The sequence below is a fragment of the Nocardia sp. NPDC004711 genome (genome assembly GCF_053601595.1).
On sequence record NZ_JBSGCB010000018.1, the window covers coordinates 77,470 to 99,823 of the forward strand.

Annotated in this window: 22 protein-coding genes and 1 tRNA gene; 8 read left to right on the forward strand and 15 right to left on the reverse strand. The window is 67.1% G+C overall.

Annotated features, from left to right (window positions below):
- Nucleotides 1-22: 22 nt before the first annotated feature.
- From ACWEKS_RS19860 to ACWEKS_RS19885, 6 genes are all read right to left on the reverse strand, one after another.
- Nucleotides 23-661, reverse strand: a complete 639-nt coding sequence (locus ACWEKS_RS19860) for a DUF2461 domain-containing protein (protein ID WP_452341447.1) — start codon at nt 659-661, stop codon at nt 23-25.
- A gap of 1 nt (nt 662) precedes the next feature.
- Nucleotides 663-1,418: a hypothetical protein gene (locus ACWEKS_RS19865; RefSeq protein ID WP_452341448.1), complete on the reverse strand. Its 756-nt coding sequence runs from the start codon at nt 1,416-1,418 to the stop codon at nt 663-665.
- Nucleotides 1,419-1,486: 68 nt separating this feature from the next.
- Complete coding sequence (locus ACWEKS_RS19870; RefSeq protein WP_364623051.1) at nt 1,487-1,819, reverse strand: hypothetical protein; 333 nt, start codon at nt 1,817-1,819, stop codon at nt 1,487-1,489.
- A 244-nt stretch (nt 1,820-2,063) separates the two neighbouring features.
- Nucleotides 2,064-3,044, reverse strand: a complete 981-nt coding sequence (locus ACWEKS_RS19875) for a ribose-phosphate diphosphokinase (RefSeq protein ID WP_452341449.1) — start codon at nt 3,042-3,044, stop codon at nt 2,064-2,066.
- Entirely contained in the window at nt 3,041-4,543 is a 1,503-nt protein-coding gene (glmU, locus tag ACWEKS_RS19880) for a bifunctional UDP-N-acetylglucosamine diphosphorylase/glucosamine-1-phosphate N-acetyltransferase GlmU (protein ID WP_452341450.1), read from the reverse strand. The genes ACWEKS_RS19875 and glmU overlap by 4 nt, the downstream gene beginning before the upstream one ends.
- Nucleotides 4,544-4,666: 123 nt before the next feature.
- Nucleotides 4,667-4,737 (reverse strand) — tRNA-Gln (locus ACWEKS_RS19885).
- Nucleotides 4,738-5,066: 329 nt separating this feature from the next.
- Here ACWEKS_RS19885 and ACWEKS_RS19890 point away from each other — a divergent pair.
- Both ACWEKS_RS19890 and ACWEKS_RS19895 read left to right on the forward strand, forming a co-directional pair.
- The gene (locus ACWEKS_RS19890) at nt 5,067-5,681 is read left to right on the forward strand and encodes a TetR/AcrR family transcriptional regulator (protein ID WP_354836545.1); all 615 of its coding nucleotides are present in this window, start codon (nt 5,067-5,069) and stop codon (nt 5,679-5,681) included.
- Nucleotides 5,682-5,910: 229 nt separating this feature from the next.
- Nucleotides 5,911-6,558, forward strand: coding sequence for a TetR family transcriptional regulator (locus tag ACWEKS_RS19895; RefSeq protein ID WP_379387467.1), 648 nt, complete (start codon nt 5,911-5,913; stop codon nt 6,556-6,558).
- Between the two features lie 110 nt (nt 6,559-6,668).
- On the opposite strand, the gene ACWEKS_RS19900 is transcribed toward ACWEKS_RS19895, so the two are convergent.
- On the reverse strand, nt 6,669-7,796 hold the full coding sequence (locus tag ACWEKS_RS19900; RefSeq protein ID WP_452341451.1) for a hypothetical protein: 1,128 nt from the start codon (nt 7,794-7,796) through the stop codon (nt 6,669-6,671).
- A 130-nt stretch (nt 7,797-7,926) separates the two neighbouring features.
- Nucleotides 7,927-8,319: a DUF1801 domain-containing protein gene (locus ACWEKS_RS19905; RefSeq protein ID WP_452341452.1), complete on the reverse strand. Its 393-nt coding sequence runs from the start codon at nt 8,317-8,319 to the stop codon at nt 7,927-7,929.
- Between the two features lie 126 nt (nt 8,320-8,445).
- On the opposite strand from ACWEKS_RS19905, the gene mfd reads away from it, so the two are divergent.
- From mfd to ACWEKS_RS19920, 3 genes are all read left to right on the forward strand, one after another.
- Nucleotides 8,446-12,063: a transcription-repair coupling factor gene (gene mfd / locus ACWEKS_RS19910; RefSeq protein ID WP_452341453.1), complete on the forward strand. Its 3,618-nt coding sequence runs from the start codon at nt 8,446-8,448 to the stop codon at nt 12,061-12,063.
- A gap of 214 nt (nt 12,064-12,277) precedes the next feature.
- Nucleotides 12,278-12,997, forward strand: coding sequence for a MazG family protein (locus tag ACWEKS_RS19915; RefSeq protein ID WP_452341540.1), 720 nt, complete (start codon nt 12,278-12,280; stop codon nt 12,995-12,997).
- A gap of 98 nt (nt 12,998-13,095) precedes the next feature.
- Nucleotides 13,096-14,079 carry a hypothetical protein gene (locus ACWEKS_RS19920; RefSeq protein WP_452341454.1) on the forward strand — a complete coding sequence of 328 codons (984 nt, stop codon included), beginning with the start codon at nt 13,096-13,098 and terminating at the stop codon, nt 14,077-14,079.
- 13 nt (nt 14,080-14,092) lie between these two features.
- Here the strand turns inward: ACWEKS_RS19920 and ACWEKS_RS19925 are convergent, their stop codons facing one another.
- The 5 genes from ACWEKS_RS19925 to ACWEKS_RS19945 all read right to left on the reverse strand — a co-directional run bounded on the left by ACWEKS_RS19925 (nt 14,093) and on the right by ACWEKS_RS19945 (nt 16,599).
- Nucleotides 14,093-14,407 (reverse strand): antibiotic biosynthesis monooxygenase family protein, encoded by a 315-nt coding sequence (locus tag ACWEKS_RS19925; protein ID WP_379397585.1) that lies wholly within the window; start codon nt 14,405-14,407, stop codon nt 14,093-14,095.
- 2 nt (nt 14,408-14,409) lie between these two features.
- Complete coding sequence (locus ACWEKS_RS19930; RefSeq protein WP_452341455.1) at nt 14,410-14,991, reverse strand: TetR/AcrR family transcriptional regulator; 582 nt, start codon at nt 14,989-14,991, stop codon at nt 14,410-14,412.
- Nucleotides 14,992-15,233: 242 nt separating this feature from the next.
- Nucleotides 15,234-15,530 carry an MTH1187 family thiamine-binding protein gene (locus ACWEKS_RS19935; protein ID WP_452341456.1) on the reverse strand — a complete coding sequence of 99 codons (297 nt, stop codon included), beginning with the start codon at nt 15,528-15,530 and terminating at the stop codon, nt 15,234-15,236.
- Nucleotides 15,527-16,102: a TerD family protein gene (locus tag ACWEKS_RS19940; protein WP_354833161.1), complete on the reverse strand. Its 576-nt coding sequence runs from the start codon at nt 16,100-16,102 to the stop codon at nt 15,527-15,529. Before ACWEKS_RS19940 ends, ACWEKS_RS19935 begins: the two co-directional genes overlap by 4 nt.
- A 17-nt stretch (nt 16,103-16,119) precedes the next feature.
- Nucleotides 16,120-16,599: a hypothetical protein gene (locus ACWEKS_RS19945; RefSeq protein WP_452341457.1), complete on the reverse strand. Its 480-nt coding sequence runs from the start codon at nt 16,597-16,599 to the stop codon at nt 16,120-16,122.
- Nucleotides 16,600-17,204: 605 nt separating this feature from the next.
- Between ACWEKS_RS19945 and ACWEKS_RS19950 the strand changes: the two genes are divergently transcribed.
- Nucleotides 17,205-18,635 (forward strand): stealth family protein, encoded by a 1,431-nt coding sequence (locus ACWEKS_RS19950; RefSeq protein ID WP_452341541.1) that lies wholly within the window; start codon nt 17,205-17,207, stop codon nt 18,633-18,635.
- 94 nt (nt 18,636-18,729) lie between these two features.
- Here the strand turns inward: ACWEKS_RS19950 and ACWEKS_RS19955 are convergent, their stop codons facing one another.
- A complete protein-coding gene (locus tag ACWEKS_RS19955) occupies nt 18,730-19,821 on the reverse strand; it encodes an esterase/lipase family protein (RefSeq protein ID WP_452341458.1) in 1,092 nt (363 codons plus the stop codon).
- A gap of 277 nt (nt 19,822-20,098) precedes the next feature.
- Between ACWEKS_RS19955 and ACWEKS_RS19960 the strand changes: the two genes are divergently transcribed.
- Complete coding sequence (locus ACWEKS_RS19960; RefSeq protein WP_452341459.1) at nt 20,099-20,479, forward strand: hypothetical protein; 381 nt, start codon at nt 20,099-20,101, stop codon at nt 20,477-20,479.
- 349 nt (nt 20,480-20,828) lie between these two features.
- On the opposite strand, the gene ACWEKS_RS19965 is transcribed toward ACWEKS_RS19960, so the two are convergent.
- The gene (locus tag ACWEKS_RS19965; RefSeq protein ID WP_452341460.1) at nt 20,829-21,056 is read right to left on the reverse strand and encodes a hypothetical protein; all 228 of its coding nucleotides are present in this window, start codon (nt 21,054-21,056) and stop codon (nt 20,829-20,831) included.
- Nucleotides 21,057-21,481: 425 nt separating this feature from the next.
- Here ACWEKS_RS19965 and ACWEKS_RS19970 point away from each other — a divergent pair, with 425 nt between their 5' ends.
- The gene (locus ACWEKS_RS19970; RefSeq protein ID WP_452341461.1) at nt 21,482-22,345 is read left to right on the forward strand and encodes a Scr1 family TA system antitoxin-like transcriptional regulator; all 864 of its coding nucleotides are present in this window, start codon (nt 21,482-21,484) and stop codon (nt 22,343-22,345) included.
- The last annotated feature ends 9 nt before the right edge of the window (nt 22,346-22,354 follow it).

Consider the following 22,354-nt stretch of genomic DNA (forward strand, 5'->3'; position numbering starts at 1 on the left):
GTAGGTGTGCGGGCGGTGGCGGCTACTTCTGCGCCGTCACCGCCGCCAGCCACTCGATGAGCGGCCGCATCTCCTCCCACGCCGCCCGGACCTCCCGGGCGGCGCGCGGGGTGCTCAGCCATTTGGGTGCGCCGAAATCCCTGCCGGCGGTGAGGGATTTGTGCCGCAGCAGCTCGATGCGCGGGTGATCGATGTCGTAGCCCTTGGGTTTGGTCGCCAGCCTGTCCCCGCCGATCTGGTATCCGGCCGAGACGAGCTGTGCGATCAGCCCTTCCAGCTCCGTCCCGCGCACCTCGTCGTCGATGGCGGCCCGCAACGCGGTCAGCTGGGCGCTCTCGGCGGCGTACATGCCGCCCCCCACCCGCAGTCCGGCCGCGCTGATCTGGACGTACCAGCCGGAGTACTGCGCGCTGTACACCACCGCGCCCTGATGGTTCTTGTAGGGCGACTTGTCCTTGGCGAAGCGCACATCCCGGTACGGCCGGAAGATCTTGGCCTCGCCGAAGTCCGGTTCCAGCTCGGCGACAAGCGCTTTCATCGGATCCCGGACGGACTCCTCCCATACCTGCTTGTGGGCGTTCCAGAAGGTCTTGCTGTTGTCGGCTTCCAGATCCTCGTAGAAGTCGAGTCCGGCGAACGGGAATCCGGTGAATGCGGTCATGTCAATTAGTGTTCGGCATGACCCCGGAGCCGTAGATCGCGACCCCGATGATGATGCCCAGCACCAGCGCCACCCCGGAGGCGACCGCGGCCCACTTGCCCAGCGGCTCGCCCTTGCTGTGCCCGATCACGCCGAGCACGATGCCCGCGATGCCGAACAGCGGCGGACAGAAGATGAGCGCGATGACCGCACAGACGAATCCGATGATCGAGAAGGTCTGCGGCCCGCTGCGCGGCGGCGGCGCACCGAAATTCGCGCCACCGGGATACGGCTGATACGGCTGCCCGTAGGGCTGCTGACCGTACGGCTGCTGCTGACCGTAGGGCTCCTGACCGGGTCCGAACTGCTGCGGGTACGGCGGCTGCGCACCCTGGGGGTAAGAAGGCTGCGAACCCTGAGGGTAGGGAGCGTTCGGGTAGGGCGGAAACCCGCCGCCCGGGTAGGCGGCCGGTGGCTGATCGCCCTGTGGCGGGTATCCGTACACCCCGCCCGCCGGGTACTGCGGCTGGGCCGGTGGAGTCTCGGACTGTGCGGCCGGATTGAACTGTGTGGTGTCGGCCTGACCGGGAGGCGGGGGAGTGCCCGGGATGTACCGGAAGGTGATGTCGTCCGCGGGCTGTTCGTCGGTGGGCCATGCTTCCGAGACGTTTTCTGGCGTCTCCGCCGCTGGCGTGTCGGATTCCTTCTTGAACATGTCGGCCGGTCCGGTGCCGGATTCGTCCGACGGCTTGCCGGGCTCGTGCGGCGGCGTGCTCATCGCGCCCTCCTCGATCGTGGTGTGCGTCTTCAGGGATATCCCTCTGCGGGACGTGCTACGCAACAGTCCTAATCGCCGAGTTCCTCCACGATGTCCATGGCGGCGACCTCCGCGGGCCGGTCGTCCTCGGCCACGAACTCTTCGCGCTGCCGCCGGCGGCTCCACTCCTGGTCGAGTTCGGCTCCGATGCCGAGCCTGCCGGTGTCGGCGCTCTCGCGATCGCGGATGACGAGGTCCTCGGGCGGATCGGTGATGAACCGCGTGTACTCGCGGATCTCGTCCTCCTGATCGTCGTCGCCCAGGTCGTAGTCGAGGTTGTCGACGTCGCTGTCGAAGACCTGATCGGTGTCGAAGATCTCGTCCATCAGGCGGGCATCGTCCTCGTCGGGCCGGCCGGCCATTCGGCACCACCTCTCCGCGCAGTCAGCGCACCAGTAGCAACCCTGAGTTCGATCCAACGCTACCGCTTACCTTCAGAAACGGACATCCATTGCCATCCCCATTTCGCACAGAAGCGCCCCTCCCGGAAGTGGGAGGGGCGCTCGTTGAAGCGATTGTGATGGCCGCCCCGGTGGGTTCGGGGCAGAGCCCCGGTTGCCGTTGGGGTTCAGGGGCGGAGCCCCTGAGAGGCTACGAGAGTTCCGGTTATGCGTTCCCGTTGAAAAGGCCGGTGACGGAACCGTTTTCGAAGACCTCGCGGATGGTCTGCGCCAGCAGCGGGGCGATCGACAGCACGGTCAGCGTCGGGAACTTCTTGGCCTCGTCGATCGGCAGGGTGTTGGTCACCACGACCTCCTTGGCCCCGCAGTTGGCGAGACGCTCGGCGGCCGGGTCGGACAGGATGCCGTGGGTGGCGGCGATGACCACGTCGCCCGCACCGGCTGCCTTGAGCACCTTGACCGCGCCGGCGATGGTGCCACCGGTGTCGATCATGTCGTCGATCAGGATGCAGGTGCGGCCCTCGACCTCACCGACCACGCGGTTGGAGACGGTCTGGTTGGGGACCAGCGGGTCGCGGGTCTTGTGGATGAACGCCATCGGCGCGTCCGCCAGCGAGTTGGCCCACTTCTCGGCGACCTTCACGCGGCCGGCGTCGGGGGAGACGACCGTGATGTTGGACAGGTCGTAGTTGTTGCGGATGTGCTCGGCCAGCTGCACCTGCGCGTGCATGTGATCGACCGGGCCGTCGAAGAAGCCCTGGATCTGATCGGTGTGCAGGTCGATGGTGATGATGCGGTCCGCGCCCGCGGTCTTGAGCAGGTCCGCGATCAGGCGGGCCGAGATGGGCTCGCGGCCGCGGTGCTTCTTGTCCTGACGGGCGTAGGGGTAGAAGGGCAGCACCGAGGTGATGCGCTTGGCCGAACCGCGCTTGAGCGCGTCGATCATGATCAGGTGCTCCATGACCCACTGGTTCAGCGGGGCCGGGAAGCTCTGCAGCACGAAAGCGTCGGAGCCGCGCACCGATTCCTCGAACCGGACGAAGGTCTCACCGTTCGCGAAGTCGCGCGCGGTCTGGGGAGTGACGTGAACGTTGAGTTCCTTGGCCACCGCCTCGGCGAGCTCAGGATGAGCGCGCCCCGAGAACAGCATCAGATTCTTCTGGTTATCGGTAGAGAACGCGGTCACTGACGTTCGCCATCCTTTTGCTCGTTGGATATCTCGGTGGTTCCCGGCGGATCCGGGAGAGCCGCGAGCGCCGCTTCGGCCGCGCGGGCTGCATCGGTGCCGGGGCGATTGCGCTGCACCCAGCCTTCAATGTTGCGTTGTGCTCCACCCGACACCGCGAGCGCTCCCGGGGGAACGCTTCTGCGCAGTACAGTACCCGCCGCCGAATACGCGCCGTCACCCACGGTGACCGGCGCGACGAACATGGTGTCGCTGCCCGTGCGCACGTGCGAGCCGACCGTGGTGTGGTGCTTCTTGACCCCGTCGTAATTGACGAAAACGCTGGACGCGCCGATATTGCTGTATTCGCCGATGGTGGCGTCGCCGACATAGGTGAGGTGCGGGACCTTGGAGTGCGCACCGATGGTGGCGTTCTTGGTCTCGACGAAGCCGCCGATCTTGCCCTCCGCGCCGAGCGAGGTGCCGGGCCGCAGATAGGCGAAGGGGCCGACGCTCGCGCCCGGGCCGATGCTCGACTTCTCGCCGTGCGTGCGCACCACCTTGGCGCCGTCGCCGACGGTCACGTCGGTGAGCGTGCAGTCCGGTCCGATCTCGGCGTCCTCGCCGATCACGGTGTCGCCCAACAGTTGTACGCCCGGCCGGATGACGGTGTCACGGCCGATCACCACGTTCCCGTCGATCCAGGTGCTGGCCGGATCGATGATGGTGACCCCGGCGCGCATGTGTCGTTCCAGGATGTAGCGGTTGAGGGTGCGGGCCGCGCCGGCCAGCTGCACCCGGTCGTTCACGCCGGTGACCTTGGCGGAATCGATCAGCCGCGCGCCGTGCACCGGATGTCCGGCCTCCCGGGCCAGCTTGAGCACGTCGGTGAGGTACAGCTCGTGGCGGGCGTTGGCGGTATCGATGCGCGAGATCATGATTCGCAGCACGGCCGCGTCGAAGACGTAGACGCCGGAGTTGACCTCGGTGAGGGCCGCCTGCGCCGGGCTGGCGTCGGCGTGCTCGACGATCTCCAGCACGTGACCCTGCGCGTCGCGCACGATGCGGCCGTAGCCGTTCGGGTCCTCGGGCTCGAAAGTCAGTACGGTGACTGCGGATCCGTCGGAGTAGCTGCGGTGCTCGTCGAGCAGTGCGTGCAGGGTGTGCCCGTCCAGCAGTGGCACGTCGGCGTAGGTGACGAGGACGTCGCCGTCGAAGTTCTCCGGTAGCGCGGTGAGCGCGCACTGCACGGCGTGCCCGGTACCGCGCTGTTCCTCCTGCACCGCCAGGGTGATCTGGCGGCCCAGTTCGGCACCCACCTTGCCGACCGCGTCGCCGACCTGTTCGCGATCGTGACCGATCACGGTGATGAGCGCCGTCGGGTCGATCTCGTGCGCGGCATGCAGCGCGTGGGCGAGCATGCTCCGACCGGCGAGCGGGTGCAACACCTTGGGTGTCTTGGACCGCATTCGGGTTCCGGCTCCGGCGGCGAGAACGACGACGGCGGTCTGCTGTGGCATGGATCTCCCTCGGCTGCCGGTCATCGTGTGCTGAGTCAGGTTGTGCTGGGCCACAGTGGGTCAGCACCCACAGCGTGGTCAGCGATTTTGTGCGGGGCCCACCATATCGACCCTGCTCGTGAGCTCCGCCGCCAGGACTCGAACCTGGACAAACTGAACCAAAATCAGTTGTGCTGCCATTACACCACGGCGGATTGACGCTTCATGCGGGTCTGATCCTCGCATGAAGTACGCCTCTACGTCGAACTGTGCTCCCCCGCCTCTCCGTGTTTCTTGCCGACGAGTCACGTGCGGGGCCGGTTCGCGTCATGGACCGGCGGTTACGACGCAACGGACTCACTCAGTACCCCAGGAGTTACCCCGATCGAGACAAATCAGTTGTTACGTTGGCGAATACGGACGGCGAGTGACCCCTGGCCGCATTCTCCTGGAGAGTCTGGAACAGTTATGAGCGGTCTGATTGCGGAGTAGGGAGGCGGTAGCGATGACGGGCGGTGAGGGCAGTCGGCCCGCGCGGGCGCGCATGACCGGCACTCAGCGCCGCCAGCAGCTCATCGAGATCGGCCGGGCGCTGTTCGCGGAGCGAGGGTACGACGCCACCTCGATCGAGGAGATCGCGGCGCGGGCCCAGGTGTCGAAACCGGTGGTGTACGAGCACTTCGGCGGCAAGGAGGGGCTCTACGCCGTGGTGGTCGACCGGGAGATGTCGACGCTGCTGGAGATGATCACCTCCTCGCTCACCCAGAACCGTTCGCGGGTGCGGCTGGAGCAGGTGGCGCTGGCGTTGCTCACCTATATGGAGGAGCGGACCGACGGCTTCCGGATCCTTATGCGGGATCAGCCGGTGTCGGCCGCGGAGGGCACCTACTCGAGTCTGCTGAACGAGGCCGTGAATCAGGTGGCGCACATTCTGGCCGGGGATTTCGAGCGCCGCGGGCTGGACCCGACGCTGGCGACGCTGTACGGGCAGGCGCTGGTGGGAATGGTTGCGACGGCGGCGACCTGGTGGCTGGACGAGCGCCAGCCATCCAAGGAAGTGGTGGCCGCGCATCTGGTGAACCTGTGCTGGAACGGCCTCACGCATCTGGAGGCGGAACCCCAGCTGGCGTCGGAATGGCCGAGCGGCAAGGGGTTATAGAACCCGGCGGTTTGAATTCAGGTCTGATATGTCTGTCCTAGCGGGGCGGAACTGGACAGTTAACCAGCGAATTGCGAAGGAGGACGGGTCGAATGCTCGAATCGACTGGCAGCACGCAGCCGGGTGGTACGGTTCACCCATCCTTCGAGTGCTGTTCGAACTGTGATGTCGGTCAACTTCGGGATATCGGTCTACTTCAGGATGGCTGGTTTGATGACAGGCGGCTCTGATGGCTAGGCAGGCGCGTGCGGAGATCACTCGCGATTCCGTCCTCGCGGGCGCGGCCGATGTCTTTCTGCGACTGGGCTACGCGAACGCGTCCCTGTCCGAGATCATCGCGCAGTCGAATGTGACCAAGGGCGCGTTGTATTTTCACTTCGGATCCAAGGAAGAACTGGCGCGCGCGGTCGTCGATCAGGGCAACGAGCGACTGGTCAGCGCATGCCAGGGATTCTTCGATCCGCGGGTGCCGGCGCTGGAGGCGTGCATCGGGATCACCTATGTGGTCGCCGACCTCACCATGAACGACCCGATGGTGGGCGCGATGCTCAAACTGACCCACCAGATCGGCGACTACCGCGGCGCGACCGGCGACAATATCGCCAAGACCTGGGGTGAGACGCACCGTTTGCTCGCCGAACGCGCGATCACCCAGGGGGATCTCAAACCCGACCTGGATCCCGACACCATCGGCATGCTGCTGCAGGAGATGACCACCGGCGTCCATATCGTCGCGGTCAGCACCGAGTCCATCGATCAGATGGCGACCCGCATGGAGCGGGCCTGGTACTTCCTGCTGCCGAGCATCGTGCCCGAGGAGAAGGTCGCCTACTTCCGTGAATTCGCGGCTCGGCGCCTGCGTCGTTACGTGCAGTGAGACTGTGCACGGTGCAGTGAGACGGTGCACCGTGCAGTGCGGTGAGCGCCGTGCGGTGCGTGTGAGCAGGCAGCGAGCCGTGCTGCGGCGCAGCGGGTTTCGCGAATCGGCTACTTGAGCCCCGCCTGCCACTTGGTGAGCGCCTTGCTGAGCAGGCGGTTGGCCTCGTCGGCGTGGTAGTCGTTGACGTTGGCGTTGTAGTCGAAGTACCAGATCTTGCCGCCCGACCGGCAGACATAGTGCAGGCCGCGTGCCTGGCCGCCGCCGGCCGCCGTGGCGTCCATCTGGTAGCCGATGATCTCGTCGCCCACCGCCGGAATGTTCGAGATCTTCGTGTACACGATCTGCATGCCGTCGTAGATCACCGTCGGGCAGTTGTCGGAGGCGTCCTTCTCCTCGTCGAATTCGGTCTTGATCTCGGTGGGGGTGCGGAACGCGACCGTCGTCGTCACCGCGGCCCCGCCGTAGCCGCCCTTCTGACCGAAGGCGGAGGTGGCCTTCGCCGTCGGTTTGGTCGCGGGCGGGGCGGCCTCCTTCTTCAGCTTCGCGGTGCAGTCCGGAGTCTCACCCGAGACCCGGGCCTCATCGGTGCCGTCGTTGGTCTGCTGCTCCTTCTTGGTGTCCTCGGTCCACCCGACCGGCAGGTCGTCGACCGCCAGCACCATCGCCGCCGGATCGCTCGTGCCCGCTCCGGTTTTGGTGGTGGTGGCCGCGCTCGACGTCTCCGGGGACTGGGCCTGTGTGCCGCCCGAGTCATCCGACCGGGTCGCCACCACGGCGATCACCGCACCCACGACCAGCACCGCGACTCCGGCCAGCGCCAGCAGCATCATCCGATTCCGGTTGCGCCCCACCGGTTGTGTGATCACCGGCGCTGGTGCGCCGAACTGACCCGCTGTGGCGAAGGGCTGCTGCTGCGCGAATTGCCCTTGCGGCATACCGAACTGACCCTGCGGGGAGCTGAACTGGCTCTGCGGCGCGCCGAACCCCGGTGGCGGGAACCCGTGCTGCGGTACGCCGTGACCCGGTCCCGGGGCGAAGTGCTGGGGCTGTCCGAACTGCTGCTGTGGTTGCCCGAATTGCTGCTGCGACGGGAAGTGGCCCTGTGGCGGAAACTGCGTCTGAGCCGGTTGTCCGTGCCACTGCTGGGTGGGTGCCCACTGGCTGTCCGGCTGCGGTGGATTGCTGTGCTGATCCGGTTGCCCGCCGGAGGGTGGCGCGGGTGGCGGTGTGGTCATGCTGTCCCCTGGACCCGGGCGTTCTGGTCACAGCGGGTCGAGCCCCGGACCTCCTCCCCGCGGGGACCATTGTTATCACAGGGCCCCGACGCCGGTAGGCCGGCGAAATCGGCGGCAGCGCCCGGCACGGCTACTTGCCCTCGAGTTTTCGCCGGCCGCCCGCGCGGTTGTTGGCGATGATCTGCCGGAACATGGCGAGAAGGGCTGGAGCATTGAGGGTTTCGCCCTCCGCCACGGCGATCATGCGGGCGGTCTTGTTGTCGTGGCCACCGGTGATGATGCCCTCGGGATCGGGCACGATGGCCCCGTCGTAGAGGAAGATGTCGACGGCCTTCTTGGTGGCGAGCAGCGCGCAGATATTGCCGTCGAGCACGAAGTAGGGCCGGACCGTGCGTTTGATGGTCTCCTCGACCGCCGGGTCGGCCGCGTGCACCAGGTCGCGGACCTGGCCGCAGATGGCCTGTTGCCAGCCGGGCAGGGCGTCGATGTAGACGTCCACCCGCGGATCGTTCGCCTGGGACATTCCGCCATCCAAGCACGGCCGGGGCGCTCGGGGGCCGAGAAGCGTCTGCGTGGTGAAGCTGTCACAGCGGGTGACTAGACTCAGTTGGCTGTCTGGAACGCTGATCTGCGCCGAGGAGTCTGCCCCATGACCACCCAACGTCCACCTCTGGCGGGACTGGCTGCGGTGGCCGGTGCCGATGCCGCGCTGGAGCAGGTCGCGAGCCTGATCGGCCGGGAGTCGGCGATGCTGGTCGCGCCGTCGGCGGTGCGGCCGTTCGTCGCGTCGACCATTGCCGGGCACCGCCCGCTGCTGGTGGTGACGGCCACCGGGCGGGAGGCCGACGATCTGGCCGTCGAGCTGACGGAGATACTGGGCGACACGGTGGCACTGTTCCCGTCCTGGGAGACGCTGCCGCACGAGCGACTCTCGCCGGGCGCGGACACCGTGGGCCGGCGGCTGCAGGTGCTGCGCCGGCTGGCGCATCCGGAGGACCCGGGGTTCGCGGGTCCGCTGCGGGTGGTGGTCACCACGGTGCGCTCGCTCATGCAGCCGATGGCGGCGGGCCTCGGGGAGATCGAGCCCATCGTGCTGCGCCGCGGCGCCGAGTTCGACTTCGACCAATTGCTCACGCGGCTGGTGGAATTCGCCTACGAGCGGGTCGACATGGTCGGCAAGCGCGGCGAGTTCGCGGTGCGCGGCGGCATTCTGGACGTCTTCCCGCCGACCGCGGATCATCCGGTGCGCGTGGAGTTCTGGGGCGACGAGGTCTCCGAGGTGCGCGCCTTCTCGGTGCAGGACCAGCGCTCGATCCACGAGGTGCCGATCGAGCTGGTGGTCGCGCCGCCGTGCCGGGAGCTGCTGCTCACCGACGCCCTGCGGGAACGCGCCGCCCGGGTGGCCGCCGAGAATCCGGCCGATGCCGCGCTGGTGGAGATGCTGGAGAAGATCTCCCAGGGTGTCCCGGTGGAGGGCATGGAGGCGCTGCTGCCGGTGCTGCAGCCCGGCGAGCTGCAACTGCTGGTGGACGCGCTGCCCGCGGAAACCCATGTGCTGCTGTGCGATCCGGAGAAGGTCCGCACCCGCGCCGCCGACCTGGTGCGCACCGGGCAGGAGTTCCTGGAGGCGTCGTGGACGGCGGCCTCCTTCGGCGGGGCCGCCCCGCTGGGCGCGCACGGGCTGGATTTGGCCGCCTCGAGTTACCGGGGGCTGGATGTGGTGCACGCCGATGCCGAGCGGCGCGGCCTGCCCTGGTGGACGCTGAGCCCGCTGGCCGCCGACGATCCGAACGAGATCGCGCTGCCGGTGCTGGCCGCCGCCTCGGCGCGCGGTTCGGAGGAGCTGGTCGCCACCATCTTCGCCTCGCTGCGCGCGCATGTCGCGACCGGTGGCCGCGCGGTCATCGTGGTGGCCGGACACGGTACGGCGCAACGCATTCTGGAACGGCTCGCCGATGCCGAGGTGCCCGCGGCGGCGCTGGAGGCCGGTGCCGAGCCGGTGCGCGGACTGGTCGGCGTGCTGTGCGGGTCGCTGCACGACGGCGTCGTGTTCGACGACGCCAAGCTGGTGGTGATCGCGGAATCCGATCTCACCGGCAACCGGGTCACCGCGCCCGGCGAGGGCAAGAAGCTGCCCGCGCGGCGGCGCAACCAGGTCGATCCATTGGCGCTGACCGCCGGCGACATGGTGGTGCACGACCAGCACGGCATCGGCCGCTTCGTGGAGATGATCGAGCGGACCGTCGGCGGCGCGCGCCGCGAGTACCTGGTCATCGAGTACGCGCCCAGCAAGCGCGGCCAGCCGGGGGACCGGTTGTTCGTGCCGATGGACTCGCTGGATCAGCTGTCGCGCTATGTCGGCGGCGAGATGCCGTCGCTGTCCAAACTGGGCGGTTCCGACTGGGCCAATACGAAGCGCAAGGCGCGCAAGGCGGTTCGCGAGATCGCCACCGAGCTGGTGCAGCTCTATGCCGCCCGGCAGGCCGCGCCCGGCCACGCCTTCGGCGTGGACACGCCGTGGCAGCAGGAGATGGAGGACGCCTTCGCGTTCACCGAGACCGTCGATCAGCTCTCGGCCATCGCCGAGGTGAAGTCCGATATGGAGAAGGCGGTCCCGATGGACCGCGTCATCTGCGGTGACGTCGGCTACGGCAAGACCGAGATCGCGGTGCGCGCGGCCTTCAAGGCGGTGCAGGACGGCAAGCAGGTGGCCGTGCTGGTGCCCACCACGCTGCTGGCGCAACAGCATCTGCAGACCTTCACCGAGCGGATGGCCGGTTTCCCGGTGGTGGTGAAGGGCTTGTCCCGCTTCACCGATGCGGCCGAATCGCGGGAAATCCTGGAGGGCATGACCACCAAGGATGTCGACATCGTGGTGGGTACCCATCGTCTGCTGCAGACCGGGGTGCGCTGGAAGGACCTGGGCCTGGTCGTCATCGACGAGGAGCAGCGGTTCGGCGTCGAGCACAAGGAGCACATCAAGGCGCTGCGCACCCACGTGGACGTCCTGACCATGTCCGCCACGCCGATTCCGCGCACGCTGGAGATGTCCCTCGCCGGCATTCGCGAGATGTCGACCATCCTGACCCCGCCCGAGGAGCGGCATCCGGTGCTCACCTACGTGGGCGGCTACAACGACAAGCAGGTGGCCGCGGCCATCCGCCGTGAGCTGCTGCGCGACGGCCAGGTGTTCTACGTGCACAACCGGGTGTCGTCGATCGACAAGGCGGCCAAGCGGATTCGCGATCTGGTGCCGGAGGCGCGAGTGGTGGTCGCGCACGGGCAGATGAACGAGGACATGCTCGAGAAGACCGTGCAGGGCTTCTGGGAGCGGGAATTCGATGTGCTGGTGTGCACCACCATCATCGAGACCGGTCTCGACATCTCCAATGCCAATACCCTGATCGTGGAACGCGCCGACGCCCTGGGCCTTTCGCAGCTGCACCAGCTGCGCGGGCGGGTCGGCCGCTCGCGGGAACGCGGCTACGCCTACTTCCTGTACCCGCCGGAGAAGCCGCTCACCGAGACCGCCTACGACCGGCTCGCGACCATCTCGCAGAACTCGGATCTGGGCGCGGGGATGGCGGTGGCCATGAAGGACCTCGAGATTCGTGGCGCGGGCAATGTGCTGGGCGCCGAGCAGTCCGGCCATGTCGCGGGTGTCGGCTTCGACCTGTACGTGCGCCTGGTCGGCGAGGCGGTGGAGGCCTACCGGGCCGCCGCCGACGGCCGCCCGATCTCGGTGGACGAGGACGTCAAGGAGGTCCGCATCGACCTGCCGGTGGACGCCCACATTCCACCCGACTACATCGCCTCCGACCGCCTGCGCCTGGAGGCGTACCGCAAACTCGCCGCAGCCCAGGACGATTCGGCGCTCTCGGCCGTGGTCGAGGAACTGGTGGACCGCTACGGCCCGCTCCCCGTGGAGGTCGGCCGCCTGGTCTCGGTCGCCAAGCTGCGCCTGCTGGCTCGCGAGTACGCCATCGCCGAGATCGGCGTCACCGGAACCACTCTGAAGGTGTCGCCGCTGCAGCTCCCGGATTCCAAGCAGCTGCGGCTGAAGCGGCTGTACCCCAACGCCACCTACCGCCCGGCGACCGGCATCGTCCAGCTGCCGCTGCCGCGCGTCGAGGACAGCGTCGGTGCGGCCCGCGTCCGCGACGTGCAGGTGCTCCAGTTCGTCGCGGACCTGCTGCTCGCCCTGGACGGAAAGGCCCCGGGCGCAGTGGATGTCAAGGTCGCGGCGGAGGTGCTGGCCCCCCGATGAGTTGTCCGACCAACGCAAGCCTGCCACGAGTGTTCCCAGGGCGGGCCGTCGCGCCGATGGCGTCGTGCGTCCGGCCCGCGGCTGCGGTGGCGTGATGAGTACCGGGAACGGCGCGGGAGCGGAGTCGGTCCGGCGGGGCGAGTCGGTCCGGCCGGGCTCGGAACAGCCCAGCGCGGGAGGCGGTTTCGGGCGTGGCGAGGCGGGGCGCGAGGCGATGGCGGCCGAATCCGCGGCGGATACCGCGCGCATGATCGCGGCGCTGGGCGAGGCGGTCGAGGTGATGGACCGGCTGTGGAACTTCGGCGGGTGGGAGGTGACGCAGACGCATGATTCCCTGCGGCCGTACCTGCTGGAGGAGACGTACGAGCTTCTGGACGCCATTCAGGCCGAAGACGCGGAGACCATCAAGGAGGAGCTGGGGGATCTGCTGCTGCAGGTGCTGTTCCACTCCCGGATCGCCGAGGCCGCAGGGGAATTCACCGTCGCCGACGTCGCCGCGGCCCTGGTGTCCAAGCTGGTGCACCGCAGTCCGCATCTGATCGGCGAGCATGGTCCCGGCGAATACGGCATCGATCCGGCCGCGGCGGTCGCCGACAAGATCGCGGCGCAGGAAAGGGCTTGGGAGGAGCGCAAATCCGCCGAGAAGGCGCGGCGCTCCTGCCTGGACGGCATTGCCATGGCGCAGCCCGCGCTGGCGCTGGCGGAGAAGGTTCGCTCGCGAGGTATCAAGGCGGGTTTACCCGAGGAGCTGATTCCCGGCGCTCTGCGTGTCGTGGAGCTCGGCGGGCCGGACAGTGCCGAAGAGCGGTTGCGCAAGGCCACTCTCGCGTTCGCTACCGCCATCCGCGCCGCCGAGGATGCCGCGGAAATCGACCGGGGCGAGCGGCGCGCGCTGGCCGCCGCGGACTGGCATCGGTACTGGCCGCGCGGCTGAACGGAATCCGGCGTCGCGGACGGATCGGGCATCGCGGTCGCGATGCCGGGCGATAACGGCGGTGTTGCCTTCGGCTCGTTTCGGCTAGCGTCAGAGGGGTGCATGCTTCGGGGCGCGAATCGATTACCGAGTACTACCCGCCACGAACGGGTGCGATCATCGCGCTGGTCTTCTTCCTATCGATGACCGCGCTACCCGGTTTCGTGGTGTTCGACGGCAGTCAGCAGCTGGTCATGCGGGTGCTCGGCGGATTGGCCATGGCGTTGTTCGGTTTCGGGGTGTACGCCATGCTCGAGGATCTGCTTCGCCCGCAGCCGACCCTGCTGGTCACCGACCAGGGCTTCACCTATCGCGGGTTTCCGCATGTGGCGTGGGCGGAGGTGGAGCGGGTGCGGCTGGGCATCGGGCGGCTGCGCAAGGGCGGTCGCGCGGAGATGTTCGCCGAGGTGGTGCTGCGCGATCCGGCCGAATTCCGTGACCGCGTACAGGCACTCGGCGATGTGACCATGCGCCGCAATCCGGACCGCCGGCTGTTCATCGTGGCCGAGCGGCTGCCGGTGCCGGTGCCGATGGTGGTTGATGTGATGCGGGAGCATCATCCCGGCCTGTCGGTGCGTGCCGTCGAGGACGCGCCCGCGGGCGCGCCGCCGGCCGCGCCCCGCTCAGCCGATCGCGACATGGTGGAGAGCGCGCTCGTGAGCGCCCTCACCGAAGCGCTCCCCGTCGGCTGGAATGTCGCGGTCCTGTGGTTCTCCCTGGTCGGCGACGACGGCCACGCCGGCATCCAGCTGGAACTGACCGACCCCGACGCCGATCACACCGACGAGCTCCAGCCTTCCGAGGAGATCCTCACGCTCCTCAACCGGCTCAAGGAAGTCTGCTACGACCAGATGACCGGCACTTGGCTCAGCGGCCAGGTCGTCCTCCGCGCCGCCTCCACCAAGGCCGAATTCACCTTGTCCTTCAAGGAAATTCCCGACTGGCTCCCCATCCCCGAACCCGATGAATGCCGCCGCGAACTCGCCACCTACCCCCGCGCCGGCGACGAAATCCCCACCTGGCTCCGCCAGCGCATCTCCTGATCGCGCGGACCGCTCAGGGCCGGACGTTCTCGACCACGTCGGTGATCACCGAATAGGTGCTCAATACGTTGCTCTCGATCGGCGCGTGGTCGGGCCAGTCGTGTGCCGCCCGAAACGCATCCGACTCCAGATACCCGATATACGCGGCCTCATCGGCGAATTCGAGCATCGACACATAGCCGCGCCCGACCTCCCGGGCGCGCATCAGCCGCGCCCCCACCAGTCCCGGCACCGCCGACAGCGTCCCCCGCATGCTCGCCCCGAAGTTCCGTTCGAACACCTCCCGATCCGCGTCCGCCACGAACAACTCATTGACGACGACAAACATGACTACTCCTCGAGATTCAGCGCGCGACCGATGAATCGCACGGTGGTGGACAGCACCCGATCGAGACCATCCCCCGCGTCGATCCGATCGATGGCCCGTCCCAACGCGCCATCGATCAGCTCCGCGGTCAACTCCGGTTCCGGATCTCCCCGCTCGGCGAGCGCCTGCCGCAACGGTTCGGCCATTTCATGATGCGTACGCGAAATCCGCTCCCGTGCACTCTCATTCGTGAGCCCCGCCCCGCCGAGGACCGCGATCCGATGCGCCCCCGCCCCCGCCAACTCCACCGTGGTCCGCACATAGGCGATGACGCGCGCATCCGCCCCTTCGGCGGCCGCAACGGCCTCACGCACGATCCGCGCCCAGCCGGCGAACGAGTCCACCACGATCCGCGCGAGAATCTCCTCCCCAGACCGGAAGTACTTGTAGACACTGCTCCTGGCCAGCCCCGCCGCCGCCCCCACCGCCGCCGGCGTCACCGCCCCAACCCCCTTGCTCAGCAACAATTCCCGAGCCGCCGCGAGCAGCACCTGCTCCTGATTGGCCCGATGCTCCGCCACAGTCGGCGCGTCGATCCTCGGCACCTCGACCTCCCATCTTGGCGACACTGTGTCCCCAAGATAGCAGCCATGGCGACACGTTGTCGCCGCGACCCGGCCGGCAACCATGAGCTAGCACAAATCCCTACCTGGCTCCGCCAATGCATCTCGTGACCGCGGATCGACCGGGCCCCGTCGGCGTTCGAATCAGGTAGCTGTCTGCCGGTACGGGTCGTCCAGCACAACCGGGGTGCTCGCGACTTCCACCACATTCGTCGGTGGCACGTCTACTCTTCGGCGAGGTAGCGCTCGACGGTTTCGACCTTGGCTTTCATGGAGTCGGTGACGCCCGGGCGAATGTCGGCTTTCAGGACGAGGCTGCAGCGTGGGGCGACTGCCATGACGGCGTCGGTGGCCTGTTTGACGACGGCCATGACCTCGTCCCATTCACCCTCGATGGTGGTGAACATGGCATTGGTCTCGTTGGGGAGGCCGCTGGCGCGGACGATCCGGACCGCTTCGGCGACGGCGCGGCCGACGTTCTCGCCGACGCCGAGCGGGGTCACGGAGAAGGCGATGATCAAACGTTCACGCCGTAGTCGCGGGCGATGCCGGCCAGGCCGGAGGCGTAGCCCTGGCCGATGGCGCGGAACTTCCACTCGGGGCCGTGGCGGTAGAGCTCGCCGAAGACCATGGCGGTTTCGGTGGACGCGTCTTCGGTGAGGTCGAAACGCGCCAGTTCGGAACTGGTCACGGCGTCGATCACGCGGATGTAGGCGTTGCGGACCTGGCCGAAGGACTGACGGCGGACGTCGGCCTCGTGGATGGAGACCGGGAAGAAGATATTGGTGATGGTCGGCGGCATGGCGGCCAGATCGACATTGATCACCTCGTCGTCACCGTCGCCCGCCCCGGTGAGATTGTCGCCGGTGTGCTCGATGGTGCCTTCGGGGGAGCGCAGGTTGTTGTAGAAGATGAAGTGCGCGTCGGAGAGCACGCGCTGATTGGATCCGCAGGCCAGTGCGCTGGCGTCCAGGTCGTAATCGGCGCCGGTGGTGGTGCGCACGTCCCAGCCCAGCGCCACCGCGACCTTGGTCAGGTTGGGGGCCTGTTTGGACAGCGAAACGTTTCCGCCCTTGGCCAAGCTGACAGACACACGGTCTCCTTCGATACTCAGTTGCGGTCGGCCGCCATCGCTTTGAGCGTCGCGACTCGTTTCTCCAGATAGCGTAGTTCGCTGTCGTCGAGGACGGTGCGCTGAATTCCCGTGGCGACCGAGAATGCTGATTGCCGGTGGTCGTCGATCACCTCGACGGTCAATTCCACCGCCACATAGTCGTCCGCGTCCGGCATGGGATCGGCGATCACCTTGGCGGTGCCGCGGGCGCACAGCGCCACATCGCCGCCGCCCAGAATCAGCAGCGCGATCTCGGGACGTTCCCGCAGCCGCGCCAGCGAGCCGCGATCGAACTTGAGGCTGAGCAGGATTCGGCGATCACCGGCGCGCACCGGCCAGGAGACCGGGATGGCGTGCGGCGCGGGATCGGTGGTGACGAGAACCGCGATGGTGTCCTGCGGCCATTCGGGCAGGGCGTCCAGTTCGGGGTGGTCGGTCGGATGTGCTGTCGTCTCGGTGTCGTCCGGTTCCGTCACTGTCGAGGGCTCCTGACGTTCCCGCGCTCCGGCTACCATCCGCGTCACCTCACCATCGGCTCCGCACAGCGGGCTGGACTGTGCTGCCGCAAGTGTATGCCGTTGCCGCGCTGGCCCGCTGGCGTCCGATCGGGGCCCGCGGCGTGCCGGTTCCGCGAGGTTCGTCCGTTACGACTGTGAAAACACCGCCGGACCTGCGTGGAAACAGATTGACGAGAAGCGATAACGGTTGCATCATTCGTTACAGTCCCTCGACTGAACGAGGTCATGCGAGTAACCGGCCGATGACTGCCCGGTGAATATCGTCCGCCCATCCGGGTGTCGACGAACGCAGCAGCTTTTCCCAACCGGCGCGGCAGGCGCCATGTGAACGAGTGAGGTGAGTGCGAATGGGATTCCGGCCGTATCAGCGACGACCGTGGAATACACCTCGCACCGCCCTGTCCGCTCCGTTCTTCTGACTGCCCAACAGGTTTCACGACGCTGCCGGTACCGGGTCCGCCCGGCGTCCGGTCGCGCCGGTCCGGGGCTGCAGATGTGAGGTGTACAGCGCGAAGAGAGCGGAGATGGTGATGGCGGATCTGGGTTCGGGGCAGCAGCCGGAAATGGTGGAGATGGTGGGGCGCGCGACCGCGGCGAATCTGGTGGTATCGGATGCGGTCATCGACGATCTGCGTTACCTGCGTGGCGAACTGGCCGCCGCGGATGTGCCGTTCGTGCTGGTGCGCGACACCGACCATCGGCTGGTACTGGCCGTGGACAGCGGTCACCGGTCGGCCCTGAGACGGGTGCTGGGGGCCGCGATGGTCGCGGGCTTCTCCTGCAACGAGAAGCCGCACAATGTCTTCCGCCTCGGCCGCGACCTGGACCCGGCCCATCACGTGGAGCTCGAGCTGTGGGAGTACCACGGCGACACCGTCGAGTGCCCGCGCCCGAATGCCCTGACCCGCATGGTCTTCGACGTCGCCGACGTGGAACCCGCCACCGTGCTGCTCTACGACGCCAGCTGGCCCACCCTGGCGGGCATGTTCACCCCCAACCCGACCGATGTCGGCTTCGACATCGACCTGGTCTTCTCGTGGGTGGACGGCACCGACCCCGAATTCCGCGCCCGCCGTGCCGGAATGATGGCGCAGGTGGTGGTCGGCGAGGGCGACGAGGCGGACGCCCGCATCCGCCAGATCGACGAACTGCGCTACGCCCTGCGCTCGGTGCACAAGAACGCGCCGTGGATCCGGCGCATCTTCATCGCCACCGATTCCCGGATTCCGGACTGGCTGGCCGACGACCCGAAGGTCACCATTGTCCGTGCGGTGGACCATTTCTCGGATATCAGCGGCCTGCCGGTGTTCAATTCCCATGCGATCGAATGCCAACTGCAGCACATCGAGGGCTTGTCGGAGCACTTCCTCTACTCCAACGACGACATGTTCTTCGCCCGACCCGTGCGCCCGTCCATGTTCTTCACTCCCGCGGGCATCAGCCGCTATATCGAAGCGGGCACCCGAATCGGCCCGGGCGCCAACAACGAACGCCGCAGCGGTTTCGAGAACGCGGCCCGCGTCAACCGCGCCCTGCTGACCCAGCGTTTCGGCCACGTCATCACCCGCCACCTCGAGCACACGCCGGTTCCCTTGCGCCGCAGTGTGCTCCTGGAGATGGAGCAGGTCTTCGCCGAGGATTTCGCGCGTACCCGAGCCAGCCGCTTCCGGGCCGCCACCGACATCTCGGTGACGAATTCCCTGTACCACTACTACGCCCTGCTCACGGGCCGCGCGGTCCCGCAGGAGGCCGCCAAGATGCGCTATGTGGACACCACCATGTACACGGGCCTGGCCCTGCTCGACGGCCTGGCCAAACGCCGCAACGTAGATTTCTTCTGCCTCAACGACGGCAGTTTCCCGGAGGTCCCGGAGGCCGAACGGGTCCGCGCAGTCTCGGAATTCCTGGAAACCTACTTCCCGGATCCGGCCCCCTGGGAAAAGCCGGATGCGACCGTCGGCACCATGACGGCCTTCGAGTCCGGCGCGGCCTGACCCGTCCGGGACGACGACTGTCGACCGTCCGGTGAGCGTTGCCGGTCCGGGCCCGGGTTCGGCGCGCACCCACACGGCGAACCCGGGCGGTCGCTCAGAGTGCGTACGGATTGAAGGTGCAGACCAGGTTCGGATGGCCGGCCGGGTCCAGCGCGTGCAGGGCGATGGACGCGGCCCGTGGGGAGTACATCATCGACAGGTGGTCGGACAGGTCGATACCGCAGTTGTCCTGCAGGGTCACATTGTTCACCGTCGCGCCGGGGCCGGCGGTCAGGAAGGTGGCGTTGTACGGGGTCGAGATCTCGTCGTGGGTGGTGGCGACGCTGGTGTAGTGCACGCCGGGGACGGTGTCGCCGGTGGCGTCGAGGGTCGAGTAGAAGCTGGATCCGGTCACCTGCTCGATCAAGCCCTGACCGACCAGCAGCTGGCTGAATCCCAGTGCGTTGAAACCCATGTCCGTCAGATGCCGGCCCAGGGTGGCGATGCCGTCGAGGGTGGTGCCGTGATGGGTGGCGCCGAAGGTGATCAACTGGTCGACCTTCCCGGCGCCGCCGTCGAACTTCAGGTATTGGTCGGCGACCGTGCCGCCCTGGGAGTGTCCGATGATGTCGACCTGGTGTGCGCCGGTCGAGGTGAGCACCTTGTCGACGAAGGTGGCGACCTCCTTGGCTGAATCCTCCATGGGCGCAATGCCATTGACGCCCGGCACCAGCGCGCCCAGACCACCCTGCTGCAGCAGACCCTCCTGGCCGAAGTTCAGCGCGTACACGCAGAATCCGGCCGCCTTGATCTTGGGCGACAAATAGGCGAACCCGTCATAGGCGTTCATCCATGATCCGTGCAGCAGCACCACCGGCTCGGGGTGCGCCGCACTGGGTTTGCAGTTCCAGTCGTTGGCGCCGGCAGGGGCCATGTTCTCATTGGCGAGTGAGAAGGTGAACGCGGCGACGGCGTCCGTCATTTCGGGACCGTTGCCGGTCGGGATGGTGGAGTGCGGCGTACTGGAGATGCCGGTGTCCGCGAGTGCCTTGCCGGCGGTGGTCACGCCGGTGTTGATGGCGTCGACGAGGTCCTGGATCGTGGGCTGGGTAGCGGCCTGGGCGTTCACGCTGTGCGTACCGGCCATCACGGCCGCGCCCATGATCGCGGCGGCGATGCGCACGCGCATCCGCTTGCTCGTGGTCATCTGGATGTCCTTCCTGCAGGTGCCGGGCTTCACTGCCCGAACCTGGATGCCGAAGGTAGAGCTGCGGCCGCGTCCGTTCGTCCCGGTTGCCGGGGATTCCACGTTCCAACAACGGCGCGAGTAGGTCGGTGTGAGGACGTCCAACCCCGAGATGGGTGTGTCCTCGCTCCACGCGAGACCGCCACCGCAAGAGCGCCGGCCGTCGAGTGGTGGCGTTGATATGCGCCAATAGTGTTCGGTTGGAATCTGATTGGTGCCGCCGCCCACTCTCGGCAGCATGAAAAAGAAATTCCTCGCCGCCACCGTCCTCGCCGCCGCCTCGACCGCCACCATCCTCGGCGCCGGCCCCGCCTCCGCGGACGACGTGCACCAGATCTACTTCGCCTACGGCGCCGACAACGGCTACGTCAGCGGCCGCCTGACCGGCTTCGGCCACGACACCTACCAGGTCGACGCCCGCGGCGGCCAGGTCATGGTGGTCGACGCCACCCCCTACTGGTCGGACGCGACGGTCACCATCACCGGCCCCACCGGCACCCTGTCCTACCAGCACCAGTGGACCTCGGTCACCCTGCCGGTCAACGGTTCCTACCGGCTCACGGTGTCCTCGCCCAGCCACAGCACCGTCGACTACGGCCTCAGCGTCAAGATCGACTGAATACCCGCACCATGATCCTGTGGAGCGCGCTGTCAGCGCGCTCCACATCGGCGTGTGATGCCCCCGGGTACCGCCACGGCCTTCGATTTCAGTCCGGCCGCCGGCACCTCGAGTCACGCTTTGCGCACCGATTTTGTCACTCTCGACAAGCGGTTGAACTTCTCGAAATACCGTGTGTCATCGAGACTTCCGGATGTCAGGTGGGCCGGGGCGAAGCACTCGCCATTGCAGAGAGTGACTCGCCCGGTCGAACTGATCCCGGTGATGATGCAGTCGGCGTCGTCCCTTCCGGTCATCCGGAACCGGACGGGCGCACCTACTTTCACCCAATCGGGCAGTCTGATCATGGTCACCGCCCCTCGTGCTCGCGCTCGTCGCGCAACCGCACGAGGTGTCGGCGCAGCGCGCAGCCGGCCTTCTCGCACGCCTCACTATGGGCCTGCAAGAGGGCTTCGATCTCTCGATCGGAGAACACCGCCCAGGGTGAGGGCTGCGCATGCCAGGACGGATGGGCGCGCAGCGACGCCGCCCGGTCGTGCCCGGGTGGATCGGCAGGCGCGATATAGGGATTGGTCATCGTCGACTCCGGGTCGTCTGACGGGAAGAAGGCACGTTGTCACCACGCGCGGTGTCTGCCACGCACGCGGTGGCGGTTATGTAGCGGCACGCGGGCAAATCTGCCCGCAACCAGCGCCGCGTGGCCCGGTGCAGCCGTACGGGCATCACCGAATCCCCACCGTGCGACAGCCAGAAGTGCAGTTCCCGTAGCGGTAATCAGAAGTAAAAACCAAATGTCCCAAACCATTACGCCAGCTCCTCGCTGAATGCGCTTGCGGATCTTGGGTTTCGATGCCCTGCGGTCCATGTGCCGCCCCGGCTTGTGAAAATGTTGTTCAAATCACACGTTACGCCTAGTTGTTACAATCAGCAAGCCTTGAAGCGGCACTTCGGATCTGGCCGGTGCTATACGGTGTTGGCGGTTTCTTCGCAGGAAGGATCGAGATGACTGGTACGTCTCCAACGGTCGCCAACTGGGAGTTGATGCTGCGCATCAGGAACCGGGCTGACGATCGCGGAGTGAAGACAAGCACGATCGCGAAGGCGCTCGATGTCAGCCAGCAGTACTGGTCCGCACTCACCCGGGGGCGAGGCACGCTCGCCGAGGACAAGCTGAAGGACCTCATGGGTCTGCTCGAGTTCGACGTCGACGAACGAGCAGAGTTGTTGGCGCTACGCGACATTGCGAAGGGGCGCCATCCGTTCGCCGAGTATTCCGCCCTGTTCAACGAACAGCTCATGCGCTACTACGGACTGGAGGCCGGTGCGCAGAGTATCCGCAGCTTCGAGAACATCGTGATACCCGGTCTGCTCCAGATCGAGGACTACACGCGCGTTCTCATGAAGGCCCGGGTAACCACCGGTAGGCCAACCGAGGTCGAACCACGTGTCAGCGCGCGGCTCCGTCGGCAGCGGCTACTCGAAGGTCCCGATCCGCTCGAACTATCCGTGGTGATGGGGCAGGCGGCCCTGATGTACAAGGTCGGCAACGACGACATCCGTAGCAGGCAACTGCAGCACCTGATAGAGATGGCAGAGAGGCATTCGGGCACTCTCGACATCCGCGTCATTCCGTACGAGGCGGGCGGCGCTATCGCGAGTCTCAACTCCGCGACCTTTCACCTGTTGGACTTCAAGAGTGCGCGCCTTCCCACGCTGGGCTGGATCGAAGCCGCTGCCTACTTCGAGATCGTCGATGATCCGAAGCGAGTCACCGCACTCGAGTACCTCTTCGAGCAGATCCAATCGATCGCACTCGACCATCAGCGCTCGCTCGAGCTGATCAAGGAGATTGCCCGCCAGAACTAAGGTGAAAAC